This is a genomic window from Thermococcus barophilus MP (genome assembly GCF_000151105.2).
In the GTDB taxonomy this organism is placed as follows: Archaea; Methanobacteriota_B; Thermococci; order Thermococcales; family Thermococcaceae; genus Thermococcus_B; species Thermococcus_B barophilus.
On record NC_014804.1, the window covers coordinates 1,287,192 to 1,312,116 of the forward strand.

32 protein-coding genes are annotated in these 24,925 nt (G+C 43.6%); 10 read left to right on the forward strand and 22 right to left on the reverse strand.

Annotation, left to right across the window (positions count from 1 at the left end; all coding sequences use genetic code 11):
- Positions 1-73: 73 nt before the first annotated feature.
- The 14 genes from TERMP_RS07355 to TERMP_RS07420 are packed head-to-tail and all read right to left on the reverse strand — an operon-like array spanning position 74 to position 8,313.
- Positions 74-646 carry a 4Fe-4S binding protein gene (locus TERMP_RS07355; RefSeq protein ID WP_013467758.1) on the reverse strand — a complete coding sequence of 191 codons (573 nt, stop codon included), beginning with the start codon at positions 644-646 and terminating at the stop codon, positions 74-76.
- A complete protein-coding gene (locus tag TERMP_RS07360) occupies positions 643-1,632 on the reverse strand; it encodes a respiratory chain complex I subunit 1 family protein (RefSeq protein WP_013467759.1) in 990 nt (329 codons plus the stop codon). The genes TERMP_RS07355 and TERMP_RS07360 overlap by 4 nt, the downstream gene beginning before the upstream one ends.
- Positions 1,629-2,915 carry a hydrogenase large subunit gene (locus TERMP_RS07365; RefSeq protein ID WP_013467760.1) on the reverse strand — a complete coding sequence of 429 codons (1,287 nt, stop codon included), beginning with the start codon at positions 2,913-2,915 and terminating at the stop codon, positions 1,629-1,631. Before TERMP_RS07365 ends, TERMP_RS07360 begins: the two co-directional genes overlap by 4 nt.
- Complete coding sequence (locus tag TERMP_RS07370) at positions 2,912-3,430, reverse strand: NADH-quinone oxidoreductase subunit C (RefSeq protein ID WP_013467761.1); 519 nt, start codon at positions 3,428-3,430, stop codon at positions 2,912-2,914. Before TERMP_RS07370 ends, TERMP_RS07365 begins: the two co-directional genes overlap by 4 nt.
- Positions 3,427-3,882 (reverse strand): NADH-quinone oxidoreductase subunit B family protein, encoded by a 456-nt coding sequence (locus TERMP_RS07375; protein ID WP_013467762.1) that lies wholly within the window; start codon positions 3,880-3,882, stop codon positions 3,427-3,429. Before TERMP_RS07375 ends, TERMP_RS07370 begins: the two co-directional genes overlap by 4 nt.
- A gap of 50 nt (positions 3,883-3,932) precedes the next feature.
- Entirely contained in the window at positions 3,933-4,280 is a 348-nt protein-coding gene (locus tag TERMP_RS07380; protein ID WP_013467763.1) for a hypothetical protein, read from the reverse strand.
- Positions 4,281-4,283: 3 nt separating this feature from the next.
- A complete protein-coding gene (locus tag TERMP_RS07385; protein ID WP_048159795.1) occupies positions 4,284-5,819 on the reverse strand; it encodes a proton-conducting transporter transmembrane domain-containing protein in 1,536 nt (511 codons plus the stop codon).
- Positions 5,816-6,178 carry an NADH-quinone oxidoreductase subunit K gene (locus TERMP_RS07390; protein WP_013467765.1) on the reverse strand — a complete coding sequence of 121 codons (363 nt, stop codon included), beginning with the start codon at positions 6,176-6,178 and terminating at the stop codon, positions 5,816-5,818. Before TERMP_RS07390 ends, TERMP_RS07385 begins: the two co-directional genes overlap by 4 nt.
- Positions 6,175-6,621 (reverse strand): Na(+)/H(+) antiporter subunit B, encoded by a 447-nt coding sequence (locus tag TERMP_RS07395; RefSeq protein ID WP_013467766.1) that lies wholly within the window; start codon positions 6,619-6,621, stop codon positions 6,175-6,177. The genes TERMP_RS07390 and TERMP_RS07395 overlap by 4 nt, the downstream gene beginning before the upstream one ends.
- Complete coding sequence (gene mbhE / locus TERMP_RS07400) at positions 6,611-6,913, reverse strand: hydrogen gas-evolving membrane-bound hydrogenase subunit E (RefSeq protein ID WP_013467767.1); 303 nt, start codon at positions 6,911-6,913, stop codon at positions 6,611-6,613. The genes TERMP_RS07395 and mbhE overlap by 11 nt, the downstream gene beginning before the upstream one ends.
- Positions 6,910-7,176: a DUF4040 domain-containing protein gene (locus TERMP_RS07405; RefSeq protein ID WP_013467768.1), complete on the reverse strand. Its 267-nt coding sequence runs from the start codon at positions 7,174-7,176 to the stop codon at positions 6,910-6,912. The genes mbhE and TERMP_RS07405 overlap by 4 nt, the downstream gene beginning before the upstream one ends.
- Complete coding sequence (mnhG, locus tag TERMP_RS07410; protein WP_148221122.1) at positions 7,173-7,547, reverse strand: monovalent cation/H(+) antiporter subunit G; 375 nt, start codon at positions 7,545-7,547, stop codon at positions 7,173-7,175. Before mnhG ends, TERMP_RS07405 begins: the two co-directional genes overlap by 4 nt.
- Positions 7,548-7,552: 5 nt before the next feature.
- Complete coding sequence (locus TERMP_RS07415) at positions 7,553-7,816, reverse strand: cation:proton antiporter (protein ID WP_013467770.1); 264 nt, start codon at positions 7,814-7,816, stop codon at positions 7,553-7,555.
- Positions 7,813-8,313 carry a monovalent cation/H+ antiporter subunit E gene (locus tag TERMP_RS07420; protein ID WP_013467771.1) on the reverse strand — a complete coding sequence of 167 codons (501 nt, stop codon included), beginning with the start codon at positions 8,311-8,313 and terminating at the stop codon, positions 7,813-7,815. Before TERMP_RS07420 ends, TERMP_RS07415 begins: the two co-directional genes overlap by 4 nt.
- A gap of 367 nt (positions 8,314-8,680) precedes the next feature.
- On the opposite strand from TERMP_RS07420, the gene TERMP_RS07425 reads away from it, so the two are divergent.
- From TERMP_RS07425 to TERMP_RS07460, 8 genes are all read left to right on the forward strand, one after another.
- Positions 8,681-8,908, forward strand: a complete 228-nt coding sequence (locus TERMP_RS07425; protein ID WP_013467773.1) for a TRAM domain-containing protein — start codon at positions 8,681-8,683, stop codon at positions 8,906-8,908.
- A gap of 109 nt (positions 8,909-9,017) precedes the next feature.
- Positions 9,018-10,292 (forward strand): tRNA (N(6)-L-threonylcarbamoyladenosine(37)-C(2))-methylthiotransferase, encoded by a 1,275-nt coding sequence (locus TERMP_RS07430; RefSeq protein ID WP_013467774.1) that lies wholly within the window; start codon positions 9,018-9,020, stop codon positions 10,290-10,292.
- A 51-nt stretch (positions 10,293-10,343) separates the two neighbouring features.
- Positions 10,344-10,574 (forward strand): hypothetical protein, encoded by a 231-nt coding sequence (locus TERMP_RS07435; protein WP_013467775.1) that lies wholly within the window; start codon positions 10,344-10,346, stop codon positions 10,572-10,574.
- A 100-nt stretch (positions 10,575-10,674) separates the two neighbouring features.
- Positions 10,675-11,145 (forward strand): DUF2178 domain-containing protein, encoded by a 471-nt coding sequence (locus TERMP_RS07440; RefSeq protein ID WP_013467776.1) that lies wholly within the window; start codon positions 10,675-10,677, stop codon positions 11,143-11,145.
- A 1-nt stretch (position 11,146) separates the two neighbouring features.
- Entirely contained in the window at positions 11,147-11,344 is a 198-nt protein-coding gene (locus tag TERMP_RS07445) for a helix-turn-helix transcriptional regulator (RefSeq protein WP_013467777.1), read from the forward strand.
- 1 nt (position 11,345) lies between these two features.
- Positions 11,346-11,528 (forward strand): hypothetical protein, encoded by a 183-nt coding sequence (locus tag TERMP_RS07450; RefSeq protein ID WP_013467778.1) that lies wholly within the window; start codon positions 11,346-11,348, stop codon positions 11,526-11,528.
- Positions 11,509-12,237 carry an ABC transporter ATP-binding protein gene (locus tag TERMP_RS07455; RefSeq protein ID WP_013467779.1) on the forward strand — a complete coding sequence of 243 codons (729 nt, stop codon included), beginning with the start codon at positions 11,509-11,511 and terminating at the stop codon, positions 12,235-12,237. The genes TERMP_RS07450 and TERMP_RS07455 overlap by 20 nt, the downstream gene beginning before the upstream one ends.
- A complete protein-coding gene (locus tag TERMP_RS07460; protein WP_013467780.1) occupies positions 12,234-13,523 on the forward strand; it encodes an ABC transporter permease in 1,290 nt (429 codons plus the stop codon). Before TERMP_RS07455 ends, TERMP_RS07460 begins: the two co-directional genes overlap by 4 nt.
- A 13-nt stretch (positions 13,524-13,536) precedes the next feature.
- On the opposite strand, the gene TERMP_RS07465 is transcribed toward TERMP_RS07460, so the two are convergent.
- A complete protein-coding gene (locus TERMP_RS07465; RefSeq protein WP_048159967.1) occupies positions 13,537-13,944 on the reverse strand; it encodes an RNA-binding domain-containing protein in 408 nt (135 codons plus the stop codon).
- A gap of 94 nt (positions 13,945-14,038) precedes the next feature.
- Here TERMP_RS07465 and TERMP_RS07470 point away from each other — a divergent pair, with 94 nt between their 5' ends.
- Positions 14,039-14,848, forward strand: a complete 810-nt coding sequence (locus TERMP_RS07470) for a ZIP family metal transporter (protein WP_013467782.1) — start codon at positions 14,039-14,041, stop codon at positions 14,846-14,848.
- On the opposite strand, the gene TERMP_RS07475 is transcribed toward TERMP_RS07470, so the two are convergent.
- Positions 14,834-15,394: a dephospho-CoA kinase gene (locus tag TERMP_RS07475; RefSeq protein WP_013467783.1), complete on the reverse strand. Its 561-nt coding sequence runs from the start codon at positions 15,392-15,394 to the stop codon at positions 14,834-14,836. The two genes, TERMP_RS07470 and TERMP_RS07475, sit on opposite strands and share 15 nt — an antisense overlap.
- Positions 15,395-15,438: 44 nt before the next feature.
- Positions 15,439-17,652, reverse strand: a complete 2,214-nt coding sequence (locus tag TERMP_RS07480) for an ATP-dependent DNA helicase (protein ID WP_048159968.1) — start codon at positions 17,650-17,652, stop codon at positions 15,439-15,441.
- A 52-nt stretch (positions 17,653-17,704) separates the two neighbouring features.
- Here TERMP_RS07480 and TERMP_RS07485 point away from each other — a divergent pair, with 52 nt between their 5' ends.
- Positions 17,705-18,274, forward strand: coding sequence for a hypothetical protein (locus tag TERMP_RS07485; RefSeq protein ID WP_013467785.1), 570 nt, complete (start codon positions 17,705-17,707; stop codon positions 18,272-18,274).
- Here the strand turns inward: TERMP_RS07485 and TERMP_RS07490 are convergent.
- The 5 genes from TERMP_RS07490 to TERMP_RS07510 all read right to left on the reverse strand — a co-directional run bounded on the left by TERMP_RS07490 (position 18,264) and on the right by TERMP_RS07510 (position 24,640).
- Positions 18,264-19,238 carry an ABC transporter ATP-binding protein gene (locus TERMP_RS07490; RefSeq protein WP_013467786.1) on the reverse strand — a complete coding sequence of 325 codons (975 nt, stop codon included), beginning with the start codon at positions 19,236-19,238 and terminating at the stop codon, positions 18,264-18,266. The two genes, TERMP_RS07485 and TERMP_RS07490, sit on opposite strands and share 11 nt — an antisense overlap.
- A gap of 9 nt (positions 19,239-19,247) precedes the next feature.
- On the reverse strand, positions 19,248-20,228 hold the full coding sequence (locus tag TERMP_RS07495; RefSeq protein ID WP_013467787.1) for an ABC transporter ATP-binding protein: 981 nt from the start codon (positions 20,226-20,228) through the stop codon (positions 19,248-19,250).
- Positions 20,221-21,378 carry an ABC transporter permease gene (locus TERMP_RS07500; RefSeq protein ID WP_013467788.1) on the reverse strand — a complete coding sequence of 386 codons (1,158 nt, stop codon included), beginning with the start codon at positions 21,376-21,378 and terminating at the stop codon, positions 20,221-20,223. The genes TERMP_RS07495 and TERMP_RS07500 overlap by 8 nt, the downstream gene beginning before the upstream one ends.
- 10 nt (positions 21,379-21,388) lie before the next feature.
- Positions 21,389-22,390: an ABC transporter permease gene (locus TERMP_RS07505; RefSeq protein WP_013467789.1), complete on the reverse strand. Its 1,002-nt coding sequence runs from the start codon at positions 22,388-22,390 to the stop codon at positions 21,389-21,391.
- 72 nt (positions 22,391-22,462) lie between these two features.
- Entirely contained in the window at positions 22,463-24,640 is a 2,178-nt protein-coding gene (locus TERMP_RS07510; RefSeq protein WP_013467790.1) for an ABC transporter substrate-binding protein, read from the reverse strand.
- Between the last annotated feature and the right edge of the window lie 285 nt (positions 24,641-24,925).

Sequence of the window (24,925 nt, forward strand, 5' to 3'; positions counted from 1 at the left end):
AAAAAGCAAAAACACATGACACTAAGTAAATTATTGATAGCATCAAATAAGAAAAATTAAAGAAAGGATGACACTATTCCTCATATTCTTCAATTGCACCAAATCTACAGACGCTTGCACATATTCCACAGCCAACACACTTGTTCGGATCGATTTTATGCACTTTTCCTGGAGCTCCCGTTATAGCATTCTGAGGACAGTTTCGTGCACATAAAGTACACCCCTTACATTTATCTGGAATTATGCGGTATTTCTTAACTTTTTTGCTCTTCTGTGCTTCTATCATTTCCTCGATTTCTTCATTCTTGAGCCACCTTAAGTTGTCATCATATTTATCATAAGTAGCAAGGAGGAATTCTTTGCTCATTTCTAAAGCATTTACTGGACATACATCCACACACTGGGCACAGAACACACATCTGCCAAGCCAGAAAGTTACTTTTTTAATTTCCGGCACAAACTCTATTACACCAGCCGGACAAACCGTTACACAGAGCTTACAGCCAATGCATTTGTCAACATCATACACAAGTTTTCCTCTGAATCCTTCTGGAGTTGGAACTGGCTCAGTTTTTGGAAACATGTTTGTTGCTGGCTTCTTGAAAAGATTTGAAAGCACAGTAGAGAGTGTTGGAGGTATCTTCATGCTATCACCCCCAGCAGATCAATGGCGAGGATCAAGGAGCCGATTATTGCAGCAGGGAAAAGCCTCAGCCAGAACACCTGAACCGCCTGTGTTATTCTGAGTCTTCCCGTTATCGCCCTAAAGATGCTCATGCTGACAAAAAGCACCGCAAAGACCTTGATTGTGTGGAAGAGCACATCAACAACGAGAGCCGGTATTCCATTGAGTCCAACGTAGGCACTTATGCCCCATGGGAAGAATATTGCAACCACTAAGCTTGCACTCACAAACATCTTTATGGCATTGCTGAGTTCAAATAATGCAAGGTGTCTTCCGCTGTATTCAGCCATAGGACCTTCAGCGACTTCAGTCTCAGCCTCCGGGATGTCAAAGAATCCGACCTCGATTTCACTTGCCAGCCATGCCAAAAACACCACAAGAAGAATGAACGTGCCGATTAGTGCCAGAGGTGTTCCAAGCTCCCATATGTTGCGCTGATAGAATGTTGCCAAGCTGAATGGCTTTTCAACACCAATGTTGTTCAGTCTCCAAAGGATTGTGAAGAGTGCAAGCATCATTGGAACCTCTCTTGAGACCAAGATTATCATCTCCCTCTGGGCACCTATCTGAGCGTAAGGTGAGCCAGAGCTTATTGCACCTAAAACTCTAATGAAGCCAATGAGAGTCAGCAGATAAATGAACACAATCACGTCACCTTTCGTGGCAAAGAGAGGTGCAAAGCCCATTGGAGTGTAAGCCAACAAAGCTATTGATACAGCTAAAGCCAAAACTGGTGCCAGCTCATAGAACTTATTGGCATGCTTCGGTATTATTGACTCCTTGCTCATAAGCTTCAGGAAGTCATAGAACGGCTGGAGCAGAGGAGGGCCCACTCTGCGTTGCATTCTTGCGACTAACTTCCTGTCAATCCCTTCCCATAGGAGTGAAGCAAATGAAACATAAATGTAGAGGGCAATTAAACCAAGGGTAGCGTATAGAAGGTTCATAGCATGCACCTCCCTATCCCAATCCTCTCGGGTCTCGCCTTGATGTTTGGATTGATCTCCTTGGTTTTCTTTATTGACTCTTTGAGCAGATCAACTTCAGTTAAGATTTTTCTTTTTCCTGTATTTGCATCAATTACAGCCACTCTATCAGTACAGCTCAAACACGGATCAATTGAGGCTATAGCGACCGGAACATCAGCTAACTGCTCACCGACCAAAGCCCTTGCAACTGCAAACAAGTTTGGAAACGTTGGTTCCCTCATCTTCCACTTTGCTGGACCATCTTTTCCTTTCTCAGCCCTTACATAGTGGATCAGCTCACCTCTTGGTGCCTCATACCGTCCGATTCCTTCCCCTTCCGCTTTCTTGAGCTTAACAAGAATTAGATTGTCCTTTGGAAATGCCTTAATCTTTCCTTCGGGCATTTGATCCAACGCTCTCTCGATTATCTCCATGCTGTTCCAGATTTCCCCAACCCTAACAACCATTCTGTCAAAAACATCGCCCTTGACCACGCCTGTGAACTCCTTTGGCGTCACTGGTTTAACTCCCAAATCTGGGTAGACTCCAAGCTTTTCATTGTAGCGAACATCCTTCCTAATGCCGCTTCCTCTTGCTGTTGGACCTTGAGCACTGTACTCAATCGCCACCCTCTTTGGAATAACCCCCGAATCTCTTAAACGTGCCTCAACCGTTGGATCATAGAGGAATATCTCCTCAACCTTTGGCATGACCTCTTGGCGGTAATACTGAATCATCTCAAGTATCGCCCTCTTATGTCTATCTTTTATATCCCTTCTAACGCCTCCAATCATGTTGCCAGCATAGTTAACCCTATTACCCCCAATATCCTCAAGGATGTCCATGACCCTTTCTCTTGCCAGCCAGCTCAAGTGGAGAACTGTGTCATAGCCTATTGTATGAGCGACAACACCTAAATTGAGCAGGTGGGAGTGTATTCTCTCAAGCTCTCCGATGATGACCCTAATGTACTCCGCCCTTTCTGGCACTTCAATACCTGCCATTTCTTCAACGGCTCTTGCATAAGTGTGGTTGTGTGAAAATGAACATATTCCACAAATCCTCTCCGCTAAATAGAGCACTTGAATCCAGTTCCTCCTCATTGCAATCCATTCGAGACCTCTCAAGTTGTAACCAAGCTTGACATCGACGTTGATGATGCGCTCGCCATCAAGAGTGATTATGAACTTCTCGGGCTCTTCCAATGCTGGATGAATAGGACCTATGGGGATTTTAACCCAGTATTCGATTTTTTCATTCATTTTGACCCCCTCCTGTACGGGTGTCCAGCATTTTTGACCATATCAGGCTTAATCCCTGTCTCGTCAAGCCTAAGCGGATAAATTCCCTCTGGAAAGTCATCTGGCAGGAACAGTCTCCTTGGATCTGGAATCCCTTCGTATTTGATGCCAAGGAACTCCTGCACTTCTCTTTCATATGGCAGAGAGCTCGGGAAGATATCAGTTATCGTTGGCAACACAGGGTCATTTTTAGGGCACGAGGTTCCAACTATTACAGACAAACTTTCTCCCTGCTCCCAGAACATCTCCCAGTGGTATTTGGCAGTAAGCCTGTCCCCTCTATCCTCAGCTATTATAATGGAGAACTGTGCAGTTGGATTAACTTCTTTAAGGAACCTGACGAGCTCTTTAAATCTCTCCCTATCAACTTCAATCCAAACTCTCTTTCTCGGATGAGGGAGTTTGTTTTCAGTTATTCTAATGCTTATCTCTTCAAATTTTGCCTTTATTCTCTCAGCAAATTCTTCAGGTGTCATTCTTTCTCACCTTCAATCTTTTTGATCAGCTTCTCCAATCCCAAGACAACTCCATAGAGGATTGCTTCTGGCCTTGGTGGGCAGCCGGGAACAAAGACATCAACTGGAATGTGCTTGTCAAGTGGGGCATTTGTGAATGGACTTTCGTAGAATACACTTCCACCAGTGGGGCATGCTCCAACAGCAATTACCACCTTTGGATCTGGTGTCTGTTCGTAAATCAGCTTAACCCTCTCAAGGCTCTGGTCTGTTATTGGGCCTGTGACAAGCAGAATGTCGGCATGTCTTGGCGTCCCAACAAGCTTTACCCCGAATCTCTCAGCGTCGTATCTTGGAGTCAGCGCTGCTATAATTTCAATGTCACAGCCGTTGCATGAGCCGCTGTTAACGTGAAACACCCAAGGTGATCTTCCGATGTATTTACAAAGCTTTGCAATCCTTTTCTCAAGCATTTCTCTCTCACTGACTCGTGATCGGGCATTATTTTTTTCTTTCACCTACATCACCCCCATATTATCAGCACTCCGAGTATTATTGCAACTGTCACGAGCAGATATGCAACGTAATCCGTGAGCAAACCTGTGTGCTCTCTTCTGAATGTGATAAACATCCTGTTGATACCCCTGATGAGTCCCCACATGACGTGTCTTCCTGTGAAGTATCCGCGAAGGTGCTCAAACTGCGGAATGACTTCATCTTCATCCTCACCGCTTAAGTAGACCTTAGTTCCAGCTCCAACTCTCCTTGTACCCATGCTTGCTCTCTCTCCCCATTTCATGAGGATGTAGCTGATGATCAGCCCAATTATGAAGACATAAATGAAGTAAAGGGCATCCCAATAGCCGAACATTTTTCATCCCCCCAGTACCGCCAGTACGTATTTTCCTGACTCCTCAAGCATCTTTGCCGTTGGAAGCATTATGGTGTCGTTTATCTGCCATGGTAAGAGACCCATGATGATTACTGCGATGATGAGGAGTATCATTGGTATCACCATAGCCTTTCCTGGATCTTTTGCTGCTTTCACTTTCTCGCTCTCCTTTCCAAAGAAGGTGAAGAGCACCCTAATGTAAGCGGCAGTACAGAAGGCTGTTCCGAGTATTGCTATTGCTGCTAAGAACGGGTTATACAGAGCGGAGCTTTCATAGATGAGCCATTTGCTCGCGAATCCGTTTAGCGGAGGCAGGCCTATTATAGCCGCAGCACCAACAAGAAAGGCAAAGCTTGTCAGCGGCATTCTCCTTGCTAACCCGCTGAGCTCATTAAGGTTCTTTGTGCCGACTTGATGAAGAACTGCCCCTGCAACAAGGAAGAGAAGTGCCTTCATAATTGCGTGGTTCACCGTATGATATATAGCCCCCGCCAGTGCTACATCGCCAACTTTTGTTCCATATGCCGCAATACCTATTCCTATGCCAAGGAGAATGTACCCTATCTGACCAACACTCGAGAATGCAAACAATCTCTTCATGTCAGTCTGCACTACAGCCATGGCGTTTCCAACTATTAGCGTTAAGCAGGCAAAGAATATCACGATCCAGCCAATAGCTTTGATGTTGAGGCTTATGCTGTAAATGCTGAAGAGTATCCTTGCTATCGCATAAACACCACCCGCCTTAATAACCAGTCCAGAAAGCATTGCCGAGATTGAGCTTGGTGCTGCTGGATGAGCATCTGCAAGCCACATGTGCACCGGAACCGCACCGCTCTTGAAGAGCAATCCACCGAGGATGAATGCCAGGGCAACCTTGCTCACAAATGTTGGTTCCCTTGTGATGTACTGGCTCAGGTAGGCCATTGTTAAAGTTCCATACTGACCATAAAGCAGGGCGATGCCAAGGAGAATGAATGAACTTGCCAGCGAACCGACAAACATGTACTTAATACCAGCCTCAATGCCTTCCCATGTGTCATTTCTGAATGCAACCAAGGCATAGCTCGCTATGCTCATTATCTCAAGGAAGACATAGAAGTTGAATATATCTCCCGTTATAACTATGCCGAGCATTCCGAGTTCCAGGATTAGAATCAAAGTGTAATACTTATCAAGCCCGGTGTCGTGCTTCATGTATTCGAGTGAATAAATTATCGCCAGCAGTGAGACAAAGGCTATCGTTACTGCTATTAACGCTCCAAGAAGGTCAACTTCCCAGACAATTCTAATTGGAAAGCCAACGCCCTTTCCTAACGGGGTTGTGGCACCAAGCGTGTACACGACTATTTGATTTGTCTTCCAGATTGTGTAAAACACGTCAGTAGCTACGCCTAAGGTTACTGCACTGATTATCACTGCCCAGATATCTCTGAGCTTCTCGCTGATGAGCTTGACTAAAGGCATTGAGAATGCTCCGAAGAGGGGGATGATAATTAGGAATGGCAGCACATTCATCCCCTCAACCTCCTTAACTTGTTGATGTCCAAGCTTCCGTAATGTCTGTAGGCGTTAATTGTCAGTGCCATTGCCAAAGCTAAAACACAGACTCCGATGACGATGCTCGTAAGCACTAAAGCTTGAGGAATTGGGCCAACCATTGGAGTACCTCTTAGTGTCTCATAACCGGTGTAGATCGGCGCAGTTGGAAGAACTCCGTTCTCCAAGCGGTAGCCAAGGCTTATTAGAAGCAAGTGAATTCCAGAGTCAATGATATTTAGTGCCAAGATCAGCTTGATGAGATTCCTTTTATAGAGAAACGCATAGATCCCCATGAAGATCAAGAGGAACGCGGTTATGAACTGAAACGGAATCATCCCTTCCACCTCCTAAAGAGGGCTATTGCCATCATTGCACTTACCAATCCTGTAAAGACCTTCAATCCTACAGCTAAGTTCATTATCGGGAGAAAACCAGCAGAGAGCAGTGTTCCCGGCTGACCGGCAAAGGCTATCCTATTGCGCCAGAGTATGTTGTAGAAGAAAGCTACACTTAACCCAAGCATTGCAGCCCCTAAGAAAGCCAAGCCGCCAAGCCCCTCAAGAGCTGAGTACAAGTTCTTGTCGTACCTCTTCTTGGCTTCATTCAACCCGAATGCAATAAGGAACAGTATTCCAGCACCAGCTATCGTGGCTCCTCCCTGGAAGCCACCACCCGGGGTGAGGTGACCGTGAGATACAACATAGGCTCCAAATATCCCAATGAGCGGAATCGTAGCTCTCGCCATCGTTTTAACAATCAATCCCATATCATTCTCCATCCTCATCCCTCCTCCAGGGTCTGAGCAGTGCGACAGCGCCAGCTATAGCTGTAAAGAGAACAGTGGCTTCTCCAAGGGTATCATAACCTCTGTAGTCAAACACTATGTCAGTAACTATGTTTGTTCCACCAACTTCCTCAACGCCGTGCTCGATGTAATACTGATCAGTGTAGCGGTACTTCTGCCAGTCGCTACCGCCAAGACCAAATTTAAGTCCATACTGTGGGTTAGCTACTATTAAGAGCACACCAAGGATGAACAGCAAAGCCAAAGCTCCAAACGTTCTGTTCATGGCCCCTCACGCTCCCATCTCTCTGTTTTGGCTATTCCATACACAACTATTGCAGTAACAACCCCTGCACCAACCGCTGCCTCGGCTATCGCAACATCTGGGGCATGGAGCATGTAGAACTCCAAGCTCAGCAGAAGGCTCATTGCTGCTGAAGCCAAAGCCGCTGAAAGCAAATCCCTAAAGCTGATTGTGAGGTATGCAGCGATAAGTATTCCAATCAAAATTCCAAACTGAATGACCATGTCAACCGTGAGAACGTTCATTCTTCTCCACCTCTCTCCCTCTTGAGTTTTACTTCATAAGCATCAACAACAGCTCTCACAGGCTTTACACCGCTCAAATGGGCAGCCTTTGCAATTGCGTGAGCACCCGTCGGGTTGGTAAGCAGCAGTGCTATCAATGCAACCAAGCTGTGAAGCGCCATCTGAAGATATTTCGGATCTCCGGTTATGTGGAGCTGATTCACTGCATGGACAATTACAGCAAGAACTGCAAAGATTGTTCCAAAGGTTGTGCACTTGGTTGCCCCGTGCAAGCGTGTATAAACGTCTGGGAATCTGTGAAGGGCAAAGCTACCGAGCAGGTTAAAGGTTATGTTGATACCGAGGAAAGCATAGATAATATACTCAACGATAGTTGTCACTTCAATCCCCCCTGGAGATATTTTGCTATAACAAGCGTCCCAATGTAGCTCAGCAAAGCATAGACAATTGCAATGTCAATGTAAATCACCCTGTCATATGCTGCACCAAGGAGAATCATCCCCGCAACTATCAGCGTATTCAGTGTGTCAACTCCAACAACTCTATCAGGAACAGTGGGTCCAAAGAGAACCCTCAGCACGCACAGAAATGCACCAATCATTATTATCAAAGCTGAATAAAAGAACTCAGGTGCAATCATCTCCCCAACCTCCTCGCCCATTTTTCAAATGAGCCAGAAACAGGCTCCGAGCTTTTTGGCTCTTCCTCCTTCACATAAATCCAGTGAACATAGAGGGCTTTTTCTTCCGGACAGGCATCTATTGTGAGCGTTCCTGGGGTTAGGGTTATTGAGTTGCTTAGAATGGTGTACTGTGCATCGTTCTCAAGCTCAACGGGGACCCTGACTATTCCTGGCCTTATCTTTCCTGTTATCACCCTATAAGCAACATCAAAGTTTGCTTTGACCATTCCCCAGAAAAGGGGCCCAATTGAGTAAACAATAAACTCAAGCAACCTTATCGGATTCAAAAACCTTGCAGTTTTTTCGCCTATGATGTTTTTTGTTGAATAAGCCACTATTGCAGAGAACATTATACCTGCAACAACTTCTTCTGGGCTCCACAACATTCCCTTAGTCCCAGCCGTGAGTACCAACCAGAGCACGAATGACCATACAAATGCAGCAATGAAACTCATTTTTCTCACCTCATCTCTTGATTTGCAACTTTCAATACTTAGTTTTCACTAAATCTCAATATATGTTTCGTTTATTGCTTTTAAAAGAGTTTTGGAAAGTCCCAAATTCACAATGGAGGTATAAAACGGCTCTTTTTAAACAAAAGATTCTCAACAAAAAGTTTGTAAAAATCAAGGGACGAATGTATACAAATTTGTTAATGCTTGCTTTTAGATAATTCCAAAATTTCCAATGTATACTTTTGACATAATCGACCCCTCTCAACACAATAGATGGGGTAAAATGCAAACATTTATAAACCGTGAAGCATAGTGAAAGTGACGCTCTTCTAATGAGCGTTGAAATAGTTGAAAGGAGATATTGGAAATGTATGGAGATAGATTTGGTGGAAATAGAGACAGATTTGGTGGAGTAGCCCCAGTTAAGGTCGGAGAAAGATATACTGTTAAAATCGAAAGTATAGGAAAGGGCGGAGACGGTATAGCCAGGATTAAGGGCTTTGTAGTGTTTGTTCCAAACACCAAGGTCGGTCAGGAAGTTGAGATTGTAATTAACTCTGTCAAGAGAAAGTTCGCTTTTGGAGAAGTTATTTGACTTCACATTCATAGTCCAATTTTTGGACTTCAAACTTTTCTTTTGTTCTCAAGATATTTCACACATTCAGCCAATTAAGTTTTTAAAGCGCTAAGCTTAGCAATTTGCGATGAGAGTTCACATTGAAACTTATGGATGCACGCGGAATAAAGCGGATGCAGAAATCATGGAAGCCCTCTTGGTTAATGCGGGTTATGAAATAGTTGATTTGGATAGCGCAGACTATGTAATCGTGAACACCTGTGCCGTGAAAGACCCAACAGAAAATCATATGAGAAAGAGAATTAAAGAGCTCCTTGATGCTGGCAAAAAGGTTATTGTTACCGGCTGTTTGCCTCACATCAACATTGAGGCAATAGATGAGAGGGTATCAGCAATCTTAGGAGTTAAGAGCATAAACAGAATTACCGAAGCTATTGAGCTTGCAGAAAGGGGAGTAAAGCTCGTTGATGTAGAGCAGAGGGGAATAGACAAGCTTGAACTTCCCAGAATGTGGAAGAGCAAAGTAGTCTTTGTTGTGCCAATTAGTGAGGGCTGTTTGAATGCGTGCACCTACTGTGCGACTCGCTTTGCAAGAGGAATTCTGAAGAGTTACTCCCCAGAAAAAATTGTCAGATGGGTCAAAGAGGCATTGGCCAAAGGTTATAAGGAGATACAGCTTTCAAGCGAAGATACCGGCTGCTATGGTTTTGATATTGGGACAAACTTAGCTGAGCTTTTAGACGAGCTAACATCCATTGAAGGAGAGTTTAGAATTAGAGTCGGCATGATGAACCCAAATCATGTCATAAAGTTCCTTGATGAGCTAATTGATGCCTACAAAGATGAAAAGATTTACAAATTCTTGCATTTGCCCGTTCAGAGTGGAGATAATGAAATTCTAAGGAAAATGGGCAGAACGTACACAGTTGAAGATTTTGAGACCATAGTTAAGGCTTTTAGGAAAGAGTTCCCAGAGCTGAACCTGAACACGGATATAATTGTTGGGTTCCCCGGAGAAAGCGAAGAGGCTTTCCAGAATACCGTTGAGCTCATAAAGAGGGTTAAGCCAGATAAGATAAACGTTTCAAGATTCTCTCCGAGACCCGGAACTTTAGCGGCAAGAATGCCAGATCAAATAGTTGGCTGGCGTGCTAAGGAGCGCTCCCGCTATCTCCACCGCTTGAGGTTAGCTATAAGCTATGAGATAAACCAGAAGTATGTTGGAAGGGAACTCTTAGTTTTAACACACGGGGAAGGAAAGAAAGGAGGAGTTGAAGGCAGAACGATGAACTACAAGGAAATAATTTTGCCGGAGGCTCCAATTGGAGAATTCGTAAAAGTAAAAGTTACGAAGGCAACTGCAACGTATCTGATGGGAGAGCTTATTACCTCCTCTCTTTGAAATACGAAAGCCGTATTAACTTTGGGAGATACTAATTCTGGAGAAGAAAAAATGAAAAGTATATTGCTTATTCGAGGTTTTAGGGGATGTGAGAAATTTATTGACTACTATTTGAAAATCCACAGCTTTCCCAAAGAAATTTTTCTTGTTGAGGGTGAATACAACATCATTGCAGAAATCGAGTATGAAGACTATGAGAGCTTCAAAAAGTTAGTTTCTGAACTCTGTAAGCTCCATGAGGTTTCAAAAATAACTATTCTAAATGTAAAGAACCTCTCCTAAATTCCAGCAGTGTTCATGAATAACCCCAAACATTAGCACAAAACTTATAAGTTATGTAAAGTAAACTTTACGTAAAGGAAGCTTTACATCGGTGATGTGAATGAACGAGGCAATAGTTAATTTCATCATATGGGCTTTCTTGGCTACGGTGACAACGTTAATCCTGCTCCACCTTTCAAAAAGGGATGAGAAAAAGAAAACACTCATCCCTGCAATGCTTGTGATATTGACAATGGGCTATTTGATGGGCTACGCCGTCAGCAACGGCAACTTACCCCTTGCATTTTCCGTCTTTTTGGTTGGAGGTATCATGCTCAATCTCTACTATGCTTCAATGAAGAGAAGAGGCTATGTGCTTGAAGACGAAAGAACTCTGAGAATCGAAGAGATTTCAGCAAGAAGAACCCTTCAAGTGTTTATGATTGGATTAGCATTTGCTGTGATATACCTCTCGGTAGCCCAGCAGAGAAATCCAGCGCTCAGAGATGCATTTATTCTGGCAGAAAGCTTACTTGTTTTCCTGTTTTTTACCCATCTGGCATTTAAAATCTACTACAGCAGGGTGATGTAAATTGAAAAACCGTCTGAGGGAGCTTAGAGAAGCAAGAGGATTAACTCAGGAGGAGCTGGCAAAGATATTGGGAGTTACAAGGCAGACGATAATAGCGATTGAAAAAGGTAAGTACGATCCCTCATTAAGGTTAGCCTTCAAGATTGCAAGGTTCTTTGGGGTTAAGATCGAGGATATCTTCATCTATGAAGGTGATTGAGATGTTTAGGAGCAAATACAGAGAAAGGGCTTGGTGGTCGATGTTTGTTGGACTTCTTTTTGCATTTTCTGGTGCTTATGGGAAGTTCAAGCCCATGATCATTGTTGGAATACTGTTTGCGACCTTTGGAGTGATACTTCTTGAATATGATCGGAGGGTTTCACATGACAGCGGTAAAAGTTGAAAACCTCGAAAAAGACTATGGGAAAGTTAAAGCCCTGAAGGGAATAAGCTTTGAAGTTAAGGAAGGAGAGATTTTCGGCTTGATTGGGCCTAACGGTGCTGGAAAGTCGACAACCCTCAAGATTTTGGCTACTCTTTTAGTCCCAACTGGAGGAAAAGCTGAGGTCTTCGGTTATGATGTTGTAAGCAAAGCGGATGAGGTCAGAAAGCTCATCAGCTACCTCCCAGAGGAAGCTGGGGCATACAAAAATCTCACCGGATATGAATACTTAGAGTTCATGGCAAAGCTTTATGCAAAGACTGGAAAAAGCATTGAAGAAATGCTGAAGCTTGGCGTCAAAATAGCGGGACTTGGGGAAAGAATTCACGACAAGGTTGCGACTTATTCAAAAGGTATGACAAGAAAACTTCTGCTTGCGAGGGCTTTAATGGTCATGCCAAAGCTTGCCATTCTTGACGAGCCTGCAAGCGGTCTTGATATAATAAACGCCTACGCAATCAGACAAACAATCAAAAGATTTGCCGAGGAAGGAGTTACATTTCTCATCTCCAGCCACAACATGCTCGAGGTTGAATTCCTGTGCGACAAGGTGGCTCTGATAAACAAAGGCGTCATCGTTGAGATTGGCACTCCCAAAGAGCTGAAAGAGAAGTACAACGCTGAAAACCTCGAAGAAGTCTTCATGAAAGCTGTGGGGGTGAAATTATGAGCGACTTTTTTGTAATGGTCATAAAGGAGCTTAAAGACTTAATGAGGAACAAACAAATCATAGTCGGAATGATAATCGTGCCGCTCATCCTTTTCCCAGCTTTAGGAAAGATGATAAGCTTTGGAATGAGCGAAGCAAAAGAAGAGACCAAAGTAATCCTCGTCAACTTTGATGAAGGGAAATACGGCAATGTATTGATCAGTGCTTTAAGGGCAGCTCCAAACGTTACCGTAACGCTCATTGATGCCCAAACAGTGCAAGAAGCAATTCAGAAGGCTCAGGCAGAGGGATATAATGTCGTCGTGGTAATTCCAAAGGATTTCTCCAAAAACATTGAAGCAAACCAAAAGACGTATGTTGAGGTTTACGCTGTATTCAAAGGGATAAGTGCTGGAATCAAAGAAAGCGTAAGTGAAGGAAGAATTAACGCTGTTCTACAAGTCCTTAATGAGGAGCTGGCAAAGCTGAAGATAAAAGAGGCAGTGAAAGGCAATCCAGAGGCTATACTGCACCCAATAGATGCAAAAAGCTACTCAGTGATTCAAGGGAGAATTGTAAATGTCCCTCCTTCAATTGTATCTGGGATAATCTACTCTCAGGCATTCTCTATCCCGCTAGTGCTCTTCATAATGATAAGCTATGTTTCTCAGATGGCCGCAACAACAATGGCAGCTGAAAAAGAGAACAAAACACTTGAAACTCTGCTGACCTTACCTGTTAAGAGAATGACAATAATAACAGGTAAAATGGTGGGGACGGCAATAATTGCCCTCGTTGCGTCAATTGCTTACATGGTTGGTCTGAAATACTACATAAGCTCATTTACCCCCGAAAACATGACCCAAATTGGAATTACCCTGAAAGACCTTGGACTTGAGATGACGCCCAAAGGAGCTCTGCTCTTCGGGATTTCACTGTTCCTGAGCATAGTTTTCGCCTTAAGCTTGGCAATGCTAATCTCAGTGTTTGCAGAGGACATAAGAAGCGCAAGCACAATGGTCAGCATGATCATGATGCCTCTCCTCTTCCCAATCTGGATTTTGATGTTCAAGGACATCTCAACTTTGCCACCAGCAGTAAAGTACTTCCTCTATGCAATCCCCTTCAGCCATCCAGTAATAGCTTCAAGAGCAGTCCTTTTGAAGCAGTATGCAATAGTTTACGCTGGAATAGCATATCTGCTCTTCATCAGCGGAGCAATGCTCTACATAACTGCAAAGTTCTTCTCAACGGAAAAGGTGCTTACGGCAAAGCTGAAGTGGGGGAAGAGAAAAAGAACTGAGTAGCTTTTTCCTCTTTTCACTCTATTGGAACTCCATCCTTCGTTCTTGGAGCCAGCCATTTCATAAGCCTTTGGGGATCTTTGGTTCTTATCGTTATGGTTATTGGCCCCAGAGGGGATTCCTCGTTGAAGTTCACCTTTCCAGCATAAGCTACCTGCTTGTGGACTTTGATTATAATTTCCTCCCCAAAGTAGCCATCCTCAAGAAAAGCCCTCGCTGTGTCGAGAATAGCCTGTCCTCTAAAAAGCTCATATAGTCTTTGTAAAGCTTTTTTGTTCTTTGTTTTCCCAACTAAAACTATGTAATCGCCTTTATCAAATGCTTCAAACTCTAAGCCTGGAATTAAATTCAGCATAGCCTTCTTTACCTTCTCAATGTCCTCAGTGGGATAAACATAAGCTTCAACTTCAACTTCTTCAAACATCTCTCTCACCATTGCTGCTCTCCTCTATGGCGGTTTTAAAGTTTTGGGCAACGTTTATAAGTTTAGGAAAACCTAAAATATTTAGGTGTAATGCATGCTGGAAAACTTCATCCAGAATATAGCAGGCTATATACTCTCAGCATCAAACGGAAACATCATTACCATTGCCTTCTATGCTGGACTGTTCGTTGCTTTAATGACATCTCTTGGCTCGTTAGTTGCGATATTTGCTAAAAGCCTTCCAGAATGGAGTGTTGAGTTCAGCCTAAGCTTTGCCGCTGGAGTTATGATTGTTGCAAGCTTTACAAGCTTAATTCTGCCAGCGATAGAATCAACCAATAGCTTTTCCCCAGCTGGAATTGGAGTATTTTTGGGTGTTGTTTTGATCTTTGGAATAGACAAGCTTCTCCCACATGAGCACATCATTAAAGGCTATGAGGGCCCAAAAGAGCTGAAAGATAAGCTAAAAGTTGTCTGGTTAATCATTTTTGCAATGGTAATCCACAACCTCCCAGAAGGACTGGCCGTTGGGACCTCGATAGTTTACAACCTTGAAACCGGACTTGTTACAGCTTTAGCAATAGGAATTCAGGACTTCCCGGAGGGTATCGTCGTTGCACTGCCCCTGGCTGTGCTCCAGAAGAGAAGATTGCAACCAATACTTATTGGAGTTCTGAGCGGAGTCGCTGAAATGATTATGGCAGTTCTTGGGGCACTGCTGTTTGTCAAACTCAATTGGCTTCTGCCCTATGGTCTGGGTTTAGCGGGAGGAGCAATGCTGTACATAACGGTTAAAGAGATGATCCCCGAAATTTACAAAAAAGAGGAAAATGAAACCCTCATAACAATTGGCTTCTTCTTGGGATTTTACGTGATGCTGTTTCTGGATTCAATGCTTGGCTAATCCAAGCTTTTTTGCCAGTTCCTCAATTTCTTTTCTGTAATCATCAATGTGATTGTCGTTTACTATCATGTAATCTGCAAGGGCTATAACGTTCCCGATGCCGAATTTAAGCTCCTTCCAGTCCCTCGCTTCGAAGTCTGCCCAGGTTTTTGGGTCATCGCTCCTGCCTCTCTTCTTTAATCGCTCAAATCTCTTTTTTGGAGATGAATGGACAGCTATTATCACAATCTCCTGATCTGGAAAAGCATCTTTGAACGTCTGGATTTCATCCAAAGAACGGACACCATCAATAATCACTGCCTTGTGCTTCTTTAAGAGCTCTTTAACCCTTGGAACCGTCAGCTTTGCGACAGCATTATCTCCCAGCTCTTGCCTCAGCTGAATGCTGATTTTATTCATTCCATCTGGAGTCCTTGGAATTCCTCTCTTGTCTGCCTCTTCCCTCACAATATCTCCCATTGAAACGTGAGGAACGCCATATTTTGAGAAAATCCTCACAACTTCACCTTTACCAGAACCGGGCATGCCTACCACACAGATTATCATTGCCCATCCTCAGGTAAATGTGGAGGGTTTAAAAGGTTAACTAATCACTTCAAAAAGTAGTCTAAAGTTCCCTTCTTTGGCTTGGGTTTCTCCTTAGGCTTATCCTCTGGCTTGTCAGGATCTTTGATATTTTTCAACAATGGAAGCTCAACTCCAAAATGCCTGTAGATTCTCTCCAGAACTTTAACACCAATACCTTCAACGGCTAAAAGCTCACTCGGCTTAGCCTTTACAATGTCATTAACGTTTTTAAAGCCCGCATTGTACAAAGCCCTTGCCCTCCTCCTTCCAATCATTGGAAGCTCCACCAATTCTAACAGCTCCTCTCTAACGCCATGCTTAAGCCTCAGATGGAGCCTTCTGAGGTATTTAATCGTCTCACCTCCTGCATTGAGAACCTTCGCAAGCTCAATGAGAGAATACATTAACCAGTCTGCAAGCTCAATAATCCTATACAAGTCTCCAGTATCAATCCCATAAGCCTCAATCAGCTTTGCTTCACTCACTTCATTGATCCAGTCCAAGAGCAACTTCGCTGTCTTAACTTCACTCAAAAACTTCTGAAACTCGTAGTCCTCCCAGTAAGGAATTGAACGGTACAAGTAATCTTCCATCTCATAAGCATAATCGAGATAGCTTTCCTGTTCCTTCCTCTTTATGCTGAGCGTTCCCATGTCCGGAGTTGATGCCAAAAGCTGGAAGATGCCGAGAGGATTTGGATTTTCCTCTATCTGAGGCAGAGCATCTTTGAACTTTTTAGCTGTAAGAGGGTCAAGATAGAGCTGGGAAGTTCTTATACCAAAGGGCAACGCTATAAAGCTGTCATTTAGGTCAATATCTATGAACTCGTTCTCAAGGAGGAAGTAGACTATGCTCTTCGCTTTGCCTTCAAGGATTTCCAAGTCTTTTCTCTGATGATAATAGAAGGTCTTCTCCAAAAACCCTATCAACTCGCGGAAGCTTTCAACTCCAAAGTTTGTAATTAATGCTAAAACTTGACTCCTAAATGCAGCATCGTTGGAGAGCATGGAGAACAGCTTTTCGGGCTTTCCAAAGATATACTTCTCCATGAGTTCTTCTGGCTTTTCTGTTTTTGCAACAATAATAGCTTCGCCTTCTTTGTCGTATTTAGGCCTTCCAGCTCTCCCTATCATCTGCTGGATTTCAAGAACAGGGATATCAGACCACCCAAAGGTTGAGTACCTCTTTGTATCGCGGATTATCACTCTAAAGGACGGTAAATTCACGCCCATAGCCAATGTCGGCGTCGCAGTTAAGACTTTTATCAATCCTTCCCTAAATGCATCCTCAATCAAAGTTCTTTCTGCTCTTCCTAATCCAGCATGATGGAAGGCAGCACCGTTAACTAAAACCTCTTTAAGCTTATCATTGGTTGGATTGCTTTCCAATGACTCAGCCAGTTCTTTTAATCTCCTTGCTTCGGGCTTTGTTAAAAGCCGCCTGACTTTCTTGCCAAGCATTCCCGCTTCTTTTTCAGCTGATCTTCTCGTGTTCACAAAAACCAGAGCTTGTTTGCCCTTTTTGACAGCATCAATTACGAGAGAGTCCCACTGAGGTGGAAACTTATCAACTTTGCCATCTTCCCAAATCAGCTGACCATGAGCAAAGACACCTTTCCTAAGTTTCACAGGACGCCAATCACTAACCACAAGCTTTGCGTTCAGCCATTCAGCCAGCTCCTCGGCATTTCCAACGGTTGCGCTCAATCCCAAAATCTGGGCTTTGCCAAGCATATGGGATAATATCATCTCCAAAGTTGCTCCCCTATCATAAGAGCCAAGAAGGTGAATTTCATCTGCAACAATAAGCGTTACATCCCTAATCCATCTTGATTTATGCCTCAAAAGGGAGTCAAACTTCTCTGACGTTGCTATGATTATGTCATATTTGCCCAGCCATTCTTCACTGCTGTCATAATCTCCAGTCGTTACAGCAACCCTAACCCCCAAATCTTCCCATGTTTTAAATTCTCTGTATTTTTCTTCAGCCAGAGCCTTAAGAGGGACTAAATAAACTGCCTTTCCACCCCCAGTAAAGAGCTTGTGGAGCATCACAATTTCAGCAACGAGGGTTTTTCCGCTCGCTGTTGGAATTGCCAAAAGCAAATTCTCCCCATTGAGAACACCGCTCCTCAGAGCCTCAGCTTGAGGAGGATAAAACTCGCTAATGCCCCGCTCTTTAATCTTCCTGATTATTCTCTCATCTACACCAAATTTTGAAAGCTCATCAACCTGCATTGCATACCCAATAGGGGAAAAGCGTTTATAGGCTTTTGGTTTAGTTGAAAGCATGAAAGTTGAAGTACCCTATCTGGTATTTGAAGTGAATGGGGAGGAATATATGATTGATGCCCACTTTTCAAAGAAGCTTGAGCGGATTGAAAGGATCAGCGCTCTAATTCGACCAGTAGACAGAACCCTGTCAGAAACTGCAGAAGAACCTCTTCCAATACTCTTACAGAAAAATGAAATTGAGGGATTCTTAAAAAATCTGTTTGTTGAGGTTTATGAAAGCTCTGGAGAGAAGCTGAACAAACGACTAAGGCATATGAGAAAATGGAATATCCTCAGGCTCATTGGAATTCCAACTGGTTTTTCAAGGCATGTAGAGAAAGACGAACATCTTGCAAAAGAAAACAGAGAGGCTATGCTATCCTTGGCGATATTAAGAAAAATCCTTGGAGTTAAAACCCCCACAGAACTTGATAAGATCAAGATAGTTCCAAAAGAATACCTCTACTACAGGATTGAACTCAAAAACAGAGAAATTTTCAATGAAAAAGGAGAAAAAGATGGCATATATACACAGCTCTTGGAAATTGATGGAGGTTTTAGGCATGCTCTGCTTTCTATGATTTAGCATAAAGCCAGCAGGCAACATGGTGGTCTTTCTCAACCTCAACCATTGGTGGCTCTTCTTTTCTGCACACATCCTTTGCAAACGGGCATCTTGGGTGGAACCTGCACCCAGCCGGTGGGTTTATTGGGCTTGGAGGTTCGCCTCTAACAATCTTACGCTTTGCTTTAAGCTCTTTAGCCATCTCCGGATCTGGAACTGGAATAGCTGAGAGGAGCATTTGGGTGTAGGGATGGAGTGGATTCTCAAAGATTTTATCAGCTGGACCTACCTCGACAAGCTTTCCAAGGTACATAACCCCCATCCTGTGGCTCATGTACTTGACGACACCCAAATCGTGGGAGATAAAGAGATAAGTGAACCCATGCTTTTCCTGCAAGTCCTTGAGAGTGTTCAGGATGTTCGCCTGGACTGAAACATCCAAAGCAGATGTTGGCTCATCAAGCACTATGAACTCTGGCTTAAGAGCCATTATCCTCGCTAAGGCAATTCTCTGTCTCTGACCACCACTGAACTCGTGGGGGTATCTGTAGAGGTGCATCTCGTTGAGTCCAACGCTTTTCAGGAGGTTTATCACAAATTCCTCAGGATCATCGACTTCAATGCCATGAAATCTCACAGGCTCCATGATTATTTCAAACACCGTCTGCCTCGGATTTAGAGATGAGTACGGATCCTGAAACATTATCTGGGCTTTCCTCCTGAACCATTTGAGCTCATCACCTTTAAGCTCCATAACGTTCTTGCCTTCAAAGAGGATTTCACCAGCAGTTGGCTCTATCAAACGAAGGATTGTTCTTCCTGTCGTTGTCTTACCACAGCCACTCTCGCCTACTAAGCCAAAGGTTTCACCCTTGTATATCTCAAAGCTTATGTCATCAACTGCCTTAACCCAGCCCTTTGTGAAAAATAAGCCTTTCACGGGAAAGTACTTTTTGAGATGTTTAACTTCTAACACTTTCTCCATGCTCTCACCTCAGTAAAGGTGACATGCTACAAAATGTCCATCTTCCATTTCTTTCAGCTCAGGCACTTTACGCTTGCACACCTCTGTTGCAAATGGACATCTCGGATGGAATCTGCAGCCGCTTGGCGGTGTTATCAGATTCGGCACTGTTCCGGGAATAGCCTCTAAGCGCTCAATCTTTGTCATTGGATTTGGCACAGCCTTGAGAAGACCCTTGGTGTATGGATGTAAAGGATTCTTGAAGATCTGCTCCACTGAGCCAATCTCAACTATCTTTCCGGCGTACATCACAGCTACTCTGTCGGCAGTTTCAGCAACAACACCTAAATTGTGCGTGATCAAAATGACCGTTGCTTTGTACTTTTCCTTAAGCTGGTTAATCAAGTCAAGGATCTGGGCTTGGACTGTAACATCCAAAGCCGTTGTGGGCTCATCGGCAATTAGAATCTTTGGATTGTTTGCGATTCCAATTCCAATAACCACTCTCTGCTTCATTCCACCGCTCAGCTCATGAGGATAATTTTTGACCCTATTTTCTGGATCGGGAATAAGGACGGATCTTAAAATGTCAACAGCTTTTTTAATTCCCTCTTTTATGCTCTCAACCTTTCCATGAACTTCCATTGCCTCGGCTATTTGGTAGCCCACTGTGTAAAGGGGATCAAGTGAAGCATGGGGGTCTTGAAAGATGTAAGCTATTTCATTCCCTCTAATTTCCCTGATCTGTTCTTCATTAAGTTTGAGGAGATCAACGACTGTACCATCTTCCTTATGATACAGTACCTCACCCTCAACGATCCTTCCTGGACTCTCAATCAGCTGAGTTAATGCCCTTGAGGTTACGCTCTTTCCACAGCCTGTTTCTCCAACCAATGCGAAAGTTTCACCCCTGTACACATCAAATGAAACTCTTTCTATTGCCTTAACTATTCCAGCGTAAGTGTAAAAGTGAACGGTTAGGTTTCTAACTTGCAAAATTGGCTCAGGCATTTGCCTCACCCTCCTTCTTGCTCTTCTTTACTTTGAACTCAATGCTCCTTCTTGTCTTTGGATCAAGTATGTCTCTGAGACCGTCACCCAGCAGGTTCCAGCCCAATGCCACAAGCATGACAACCAATCCTGGATAGAACACCAGCCACCATGCCTTCGGGAAGTACTGAGCTCCATCATAAACTATTCTACCCCAGTCGGCTATTGGGGGAGTTGCACCTAATCCAAGAAAGCTCAATCCTGCTTCCATAAGGATTACTCCACCAAAGTCAAGTGTTATGTACACCAGTATGGGCCCAATTATGTTTGGCAGTATGTGTTTGAACATTATCGTTCTCGCTGGCAGTCCTATAGCTCTTGCTGCTTCTATGTACAGCTTCTCCTTTTCTGTTAGAGTTGAACCTCTTGTTATTCTCGCATAAGCTGGCCACCAGACTATAATCATCGCCAATATGACTGCCAAAAGTCTTCCGAGGTTTCCAGCTTCTCTAACATCTAAGGCAAATAACCACAACACAAATTTCTGCACAGCCTCATGTGTGGAAATAAAATTCTGGATTCTTTCAGGGAGCACTGCAGACAGTGCAATTGCCAAGATCAATGCTGGAAATGCAAGAAACATATCTGTTATACGCATTATTAGCTCGTCAACTTTTCCCCCGTAATAACCTGCTATGAGGCCAAGGATTATCCCAAGAGGTACCCCAAGGGATATGACTATTATTGAGATTACAAAGCTTGTCCTGGCACCGCTCAGGATTAAACTCAGCAGATCTCTACCGTAGTGGTCTGAGCCGAGGGGAAAAGTTATTACAGTATTATTGTAGTAGTCAAGGACAAATTTGCTTCCTGGTGGCGCTAAGACGATTTTATCATAGCTCTTTGTATAGAGCATCGGGAAGAAGTTGTACCTCCAGTGTGCTAACCTTGGTCCAAAGATTCCCACTAAGATGAACAGGATCACAAGGAACAGTCCAATCAGGGCAGGTGGGGATCTGTTAAGAGCATAAAGCATCAAGCGCCATTCTTCCATCTTTGATTTGTTCTTTTCTTTCCAGCCCTTTTTGAATAAGCTTATGAACGAGCCCAGTCCATAAACAATTTTGTCTGCAAGCTTATCCAAAATGCTCTTTTTGTATTCCTCTTGCATCTTGACCACCTCAGTATCTAACCCTTGGATCGATTACTGCATAGAGTATATCAACCACCAAATTTGCGGTAACGTAAATTATTGCGTAGATGAAAGTTATTGCTACAACCGCTGGAAAGTCAAGGTTCTGAATTGAGAGTATAGCATATCTACCCATTCCTGGTAGGGCAAAGACAGTCTCTGTGATCGGTGTTCCAGCCAGCAGGCCTCCAAACTGAAGACCAAGAACTGTAACGATTGGAACTAAGGCGTTCTTGAGGGCATGTCTGTACATTCTAAGCTTTGGAACCCCCTTAGCTTTTAGGAATTGAATGTAATCACCGCTAAGGGCTTCAAGGAAGGAGTTCCTGACAAATCTTGCCAGCACACCCGTACCCATAAATCCAAGCACAAACCCTGGAAGCCAAAATCTTGCCAAATGCTGCTTGAAAAGTGTGAAGTTTCCAGTAAGGAGGGAATCAATTATGGGTATGTGAGTAATTTGAACTGGCGGCGCTGGGGGAACTCCAGCCAAATTCGTTATCCTAAACTTCACAAAGAACACAAACAGAAGTAGATAGCCCAACCAGAAAACTGGTGTCGAAACTCCAATGAGGGCAAAAATCCTAACAAGTGTATCTATCCATGTGTTACGCTTCAATGCAGATATCAAACCAAGAGGAATTCCAATTAATATCGTGAATGTGAACGCAATTATAGCCAGCTGAAATGTCACGGGAAAACGGTCTTTAATATCATCAAACACGGGATTTGAAGTTCTTGGATCAATCAGAGTGTTTGTTGCCAAACCTTTTATCAAAAACCAGTACTGATCATACCACGGCTCATTTAAGTGATATCTTTCCTTGATTCTTTCAACAGCCTCTGGAGATGCTTTTTCACCTCCAGCCCAAGCTTTAGCGGGATCTGCTGGAATTACATATGCTATTAAAAATACAATTATTGTGACCCCAACTATTGTCGGAATGAATGTTAGAACCCTTCTGATTAAGAACTTCTTGAGATCAGCCATTTCCGTCCCTCCACTTAAGCTTTTTGCAGTTTATTGGGATAGCTGAAATTTAAAATTAAAGAAAAGAAAGGCTCAGCCTGAAACTTCAACATTAAGCTCTTTGAACTTGGTCGCACCGTAGAGGAATGGTCCAACCCAGTTGTCTGAGTCAAGGTAGTCTGGAACCCAACCGACGACGTAGACATCAAAGTCACCCTTGCTGACCTTTCCTAAGTAGACTGGCCACTCATAGCTTGCCACTGTAACTTGGAAGCCAAGCTGGCTCCAGACGTTCTGGAGGAGGGTCATTATCTTTTCACGTGCTGAGTTTCCAGCGTTGTAGATGAGTTCAATCTTGTATTTGGTTGGATCAATGCCAGATTCCTTCAGGAGCTGCTGCGCCTTTGCCAAGTTGTAATCATATTTGATTATTCCCTGCTCTGTATAGCCTGGCCACGGCTTTGGAATTGGACCCCAGTTCCTCTCAAGCAAGCCTGAGTAGACCGTCTGGGCAATCTGATCGTATGGGATCGCATAAGCCAAAGCTTGCCTGACCTTAACGTTGTTGAAGGGCTCCTTATAGGTGTTGAATACTATGAATGTGAGGATCGGCTGCAGTAAGTCAGTCTGCACTATTGATTCAAAGCCATCAAGCTTCAAGCCCTTAACATCGTTTATTCTTTCTGGTGGTGTTGCAACCGTATCAACTGTTCCTGTCTGGAAGAGCTGGATTCTTGAAACGGCATCGTTGTTTATGACATAGATAACCCTCTTGTGGAGGGGCTTTATGTTGTTCCATATGTCCTTATTCCAGTAATATGGATTGAGCTCAAGGACGATGTATGAGTTCTCTTGGTACTCTTTAACATAATATGGCCCAGTTCCAACTGGCTTCTTGTGCATGAGCTGGTGTGTTGGGTCTTGTTCTCCCTCTTGCACGTACTTCGCCCATGCACTTGGGTTCTTACCGTTGTCTGATGCTTTTAATGCCTCTTCATACTTGTCACCAAGCAAGTACTCCATTGGAACCACTGAGAGGAACGGATCTGCAAGGATGTTAAGGACTGGAGCATATGGATGCGGCAGAACAAGCTTGAATACTCCCGCAGTCTTTCCGCTGTAGCCGAATAGCTTAAGCAAATCATCAAGTGACTTCACTTCAACGGTCTTACCTTTGTATTCTGCAATGAGCTTCTCACTCTTGAGAATATTCTCGAAGTCCTGCTCTGTCAATGCTTGTGACTTGTTGACGTCCATAAACTCTGAAACCATCCATGAAACGCTGTGTCCCAATCTCTGGACACGCCAGAATGTAAATGCAACATCTGTTGCGTCAATTGGATAGGTCTTGTCGTTCCATGGGTCGTAAGCCTTAACACCGCCCCTAATGACAAAGTACCACTCTGTACCATCTTCGTTGTGTGCCCATGCAACTGCCAAATCTGGTGAAACCTCTTCTGTCTCATCCTTCCAGTATGTAACAAGAGTATCGCCGATTTCGTGCCAGATTTCCCATCCGAAGGTCTCATAGGTCCAAGCTGGATCAAAGCTCTCTGGCCATCCAATCGTTCCTATGACGTATGTCTCGGCATCGTTCTTATATTCTCCAATTCCTATGCTGACACTTGGGGCATTTGGATCCTCCCAGAGGAGATCATACCTTTCTGGAAGGGTTGGGTGGTAGTATCTTCCCTTAACCCAGCTCCAGTAAACACGAAGCTGTCTGTTCTGCCCGATAATTACCTCGGGCACGTAATAGTTCCCCAATATGTAGAGAGCCTTAAACAGCTCGGTTCTTATAGCAGGATCGGTCTGCCTTCTTGCGGCAATAACAAGAGCATCAACGTTTGTATTTCTAAAGAATGCTGGGTCTATTGCCCCAAAACCCTGTCCCTCTTCCATAAGCTTCTTAATGTCAGGGGTGTTGGCTTCATCAACAACATAGCTTACCCTAATTACCTTTTTACCACTTGGCAATGAGACAGTTGGATTCTCACCTTTTGGACCAACAACAATCACTGATTTATCAGTCTCAATCACTGCTACCTTATCAAGCTCAAGAATCGCAGGTGTTATCCCCTTCGGCTTTGGAGCTTGAGTCTGGGTTGTAGTTTTAGTCGGAGAGGATGCTGTTGAGGTCTGTGTTGTGGTCTGGGTTGTAGCTTGAGTTGAAGTTGGAGTGGTTGTTTTCTCTCCCCCAATACAGCCGCTGGCAACTACTGCAAAGCCCAAAATTGCAATTAAAAACAATGCTGATAGTGCCTTCTTCATGGGTATCCCCCCAAAGTTGGCAATAATCTATAGAGAATATTCCAGTAATAAAACTTTCGATTACTTAGACAAATTTATGACTAAATAATTATCTCGCTCTCAAGATGTCTTACACAATGTTATATATTTTTCCAAAATTGTTATCAAAATGAAAACATTTAAAAAAAGTTGATATCCAATGTACCTCTTAAACGCTCAATAGTGCACATTTTGTGATATTGCCATGGAAAGACGTGCAATACTGTTCTGATTTTTGAATTCAAATAGAAAGTAACTACGAAAAGC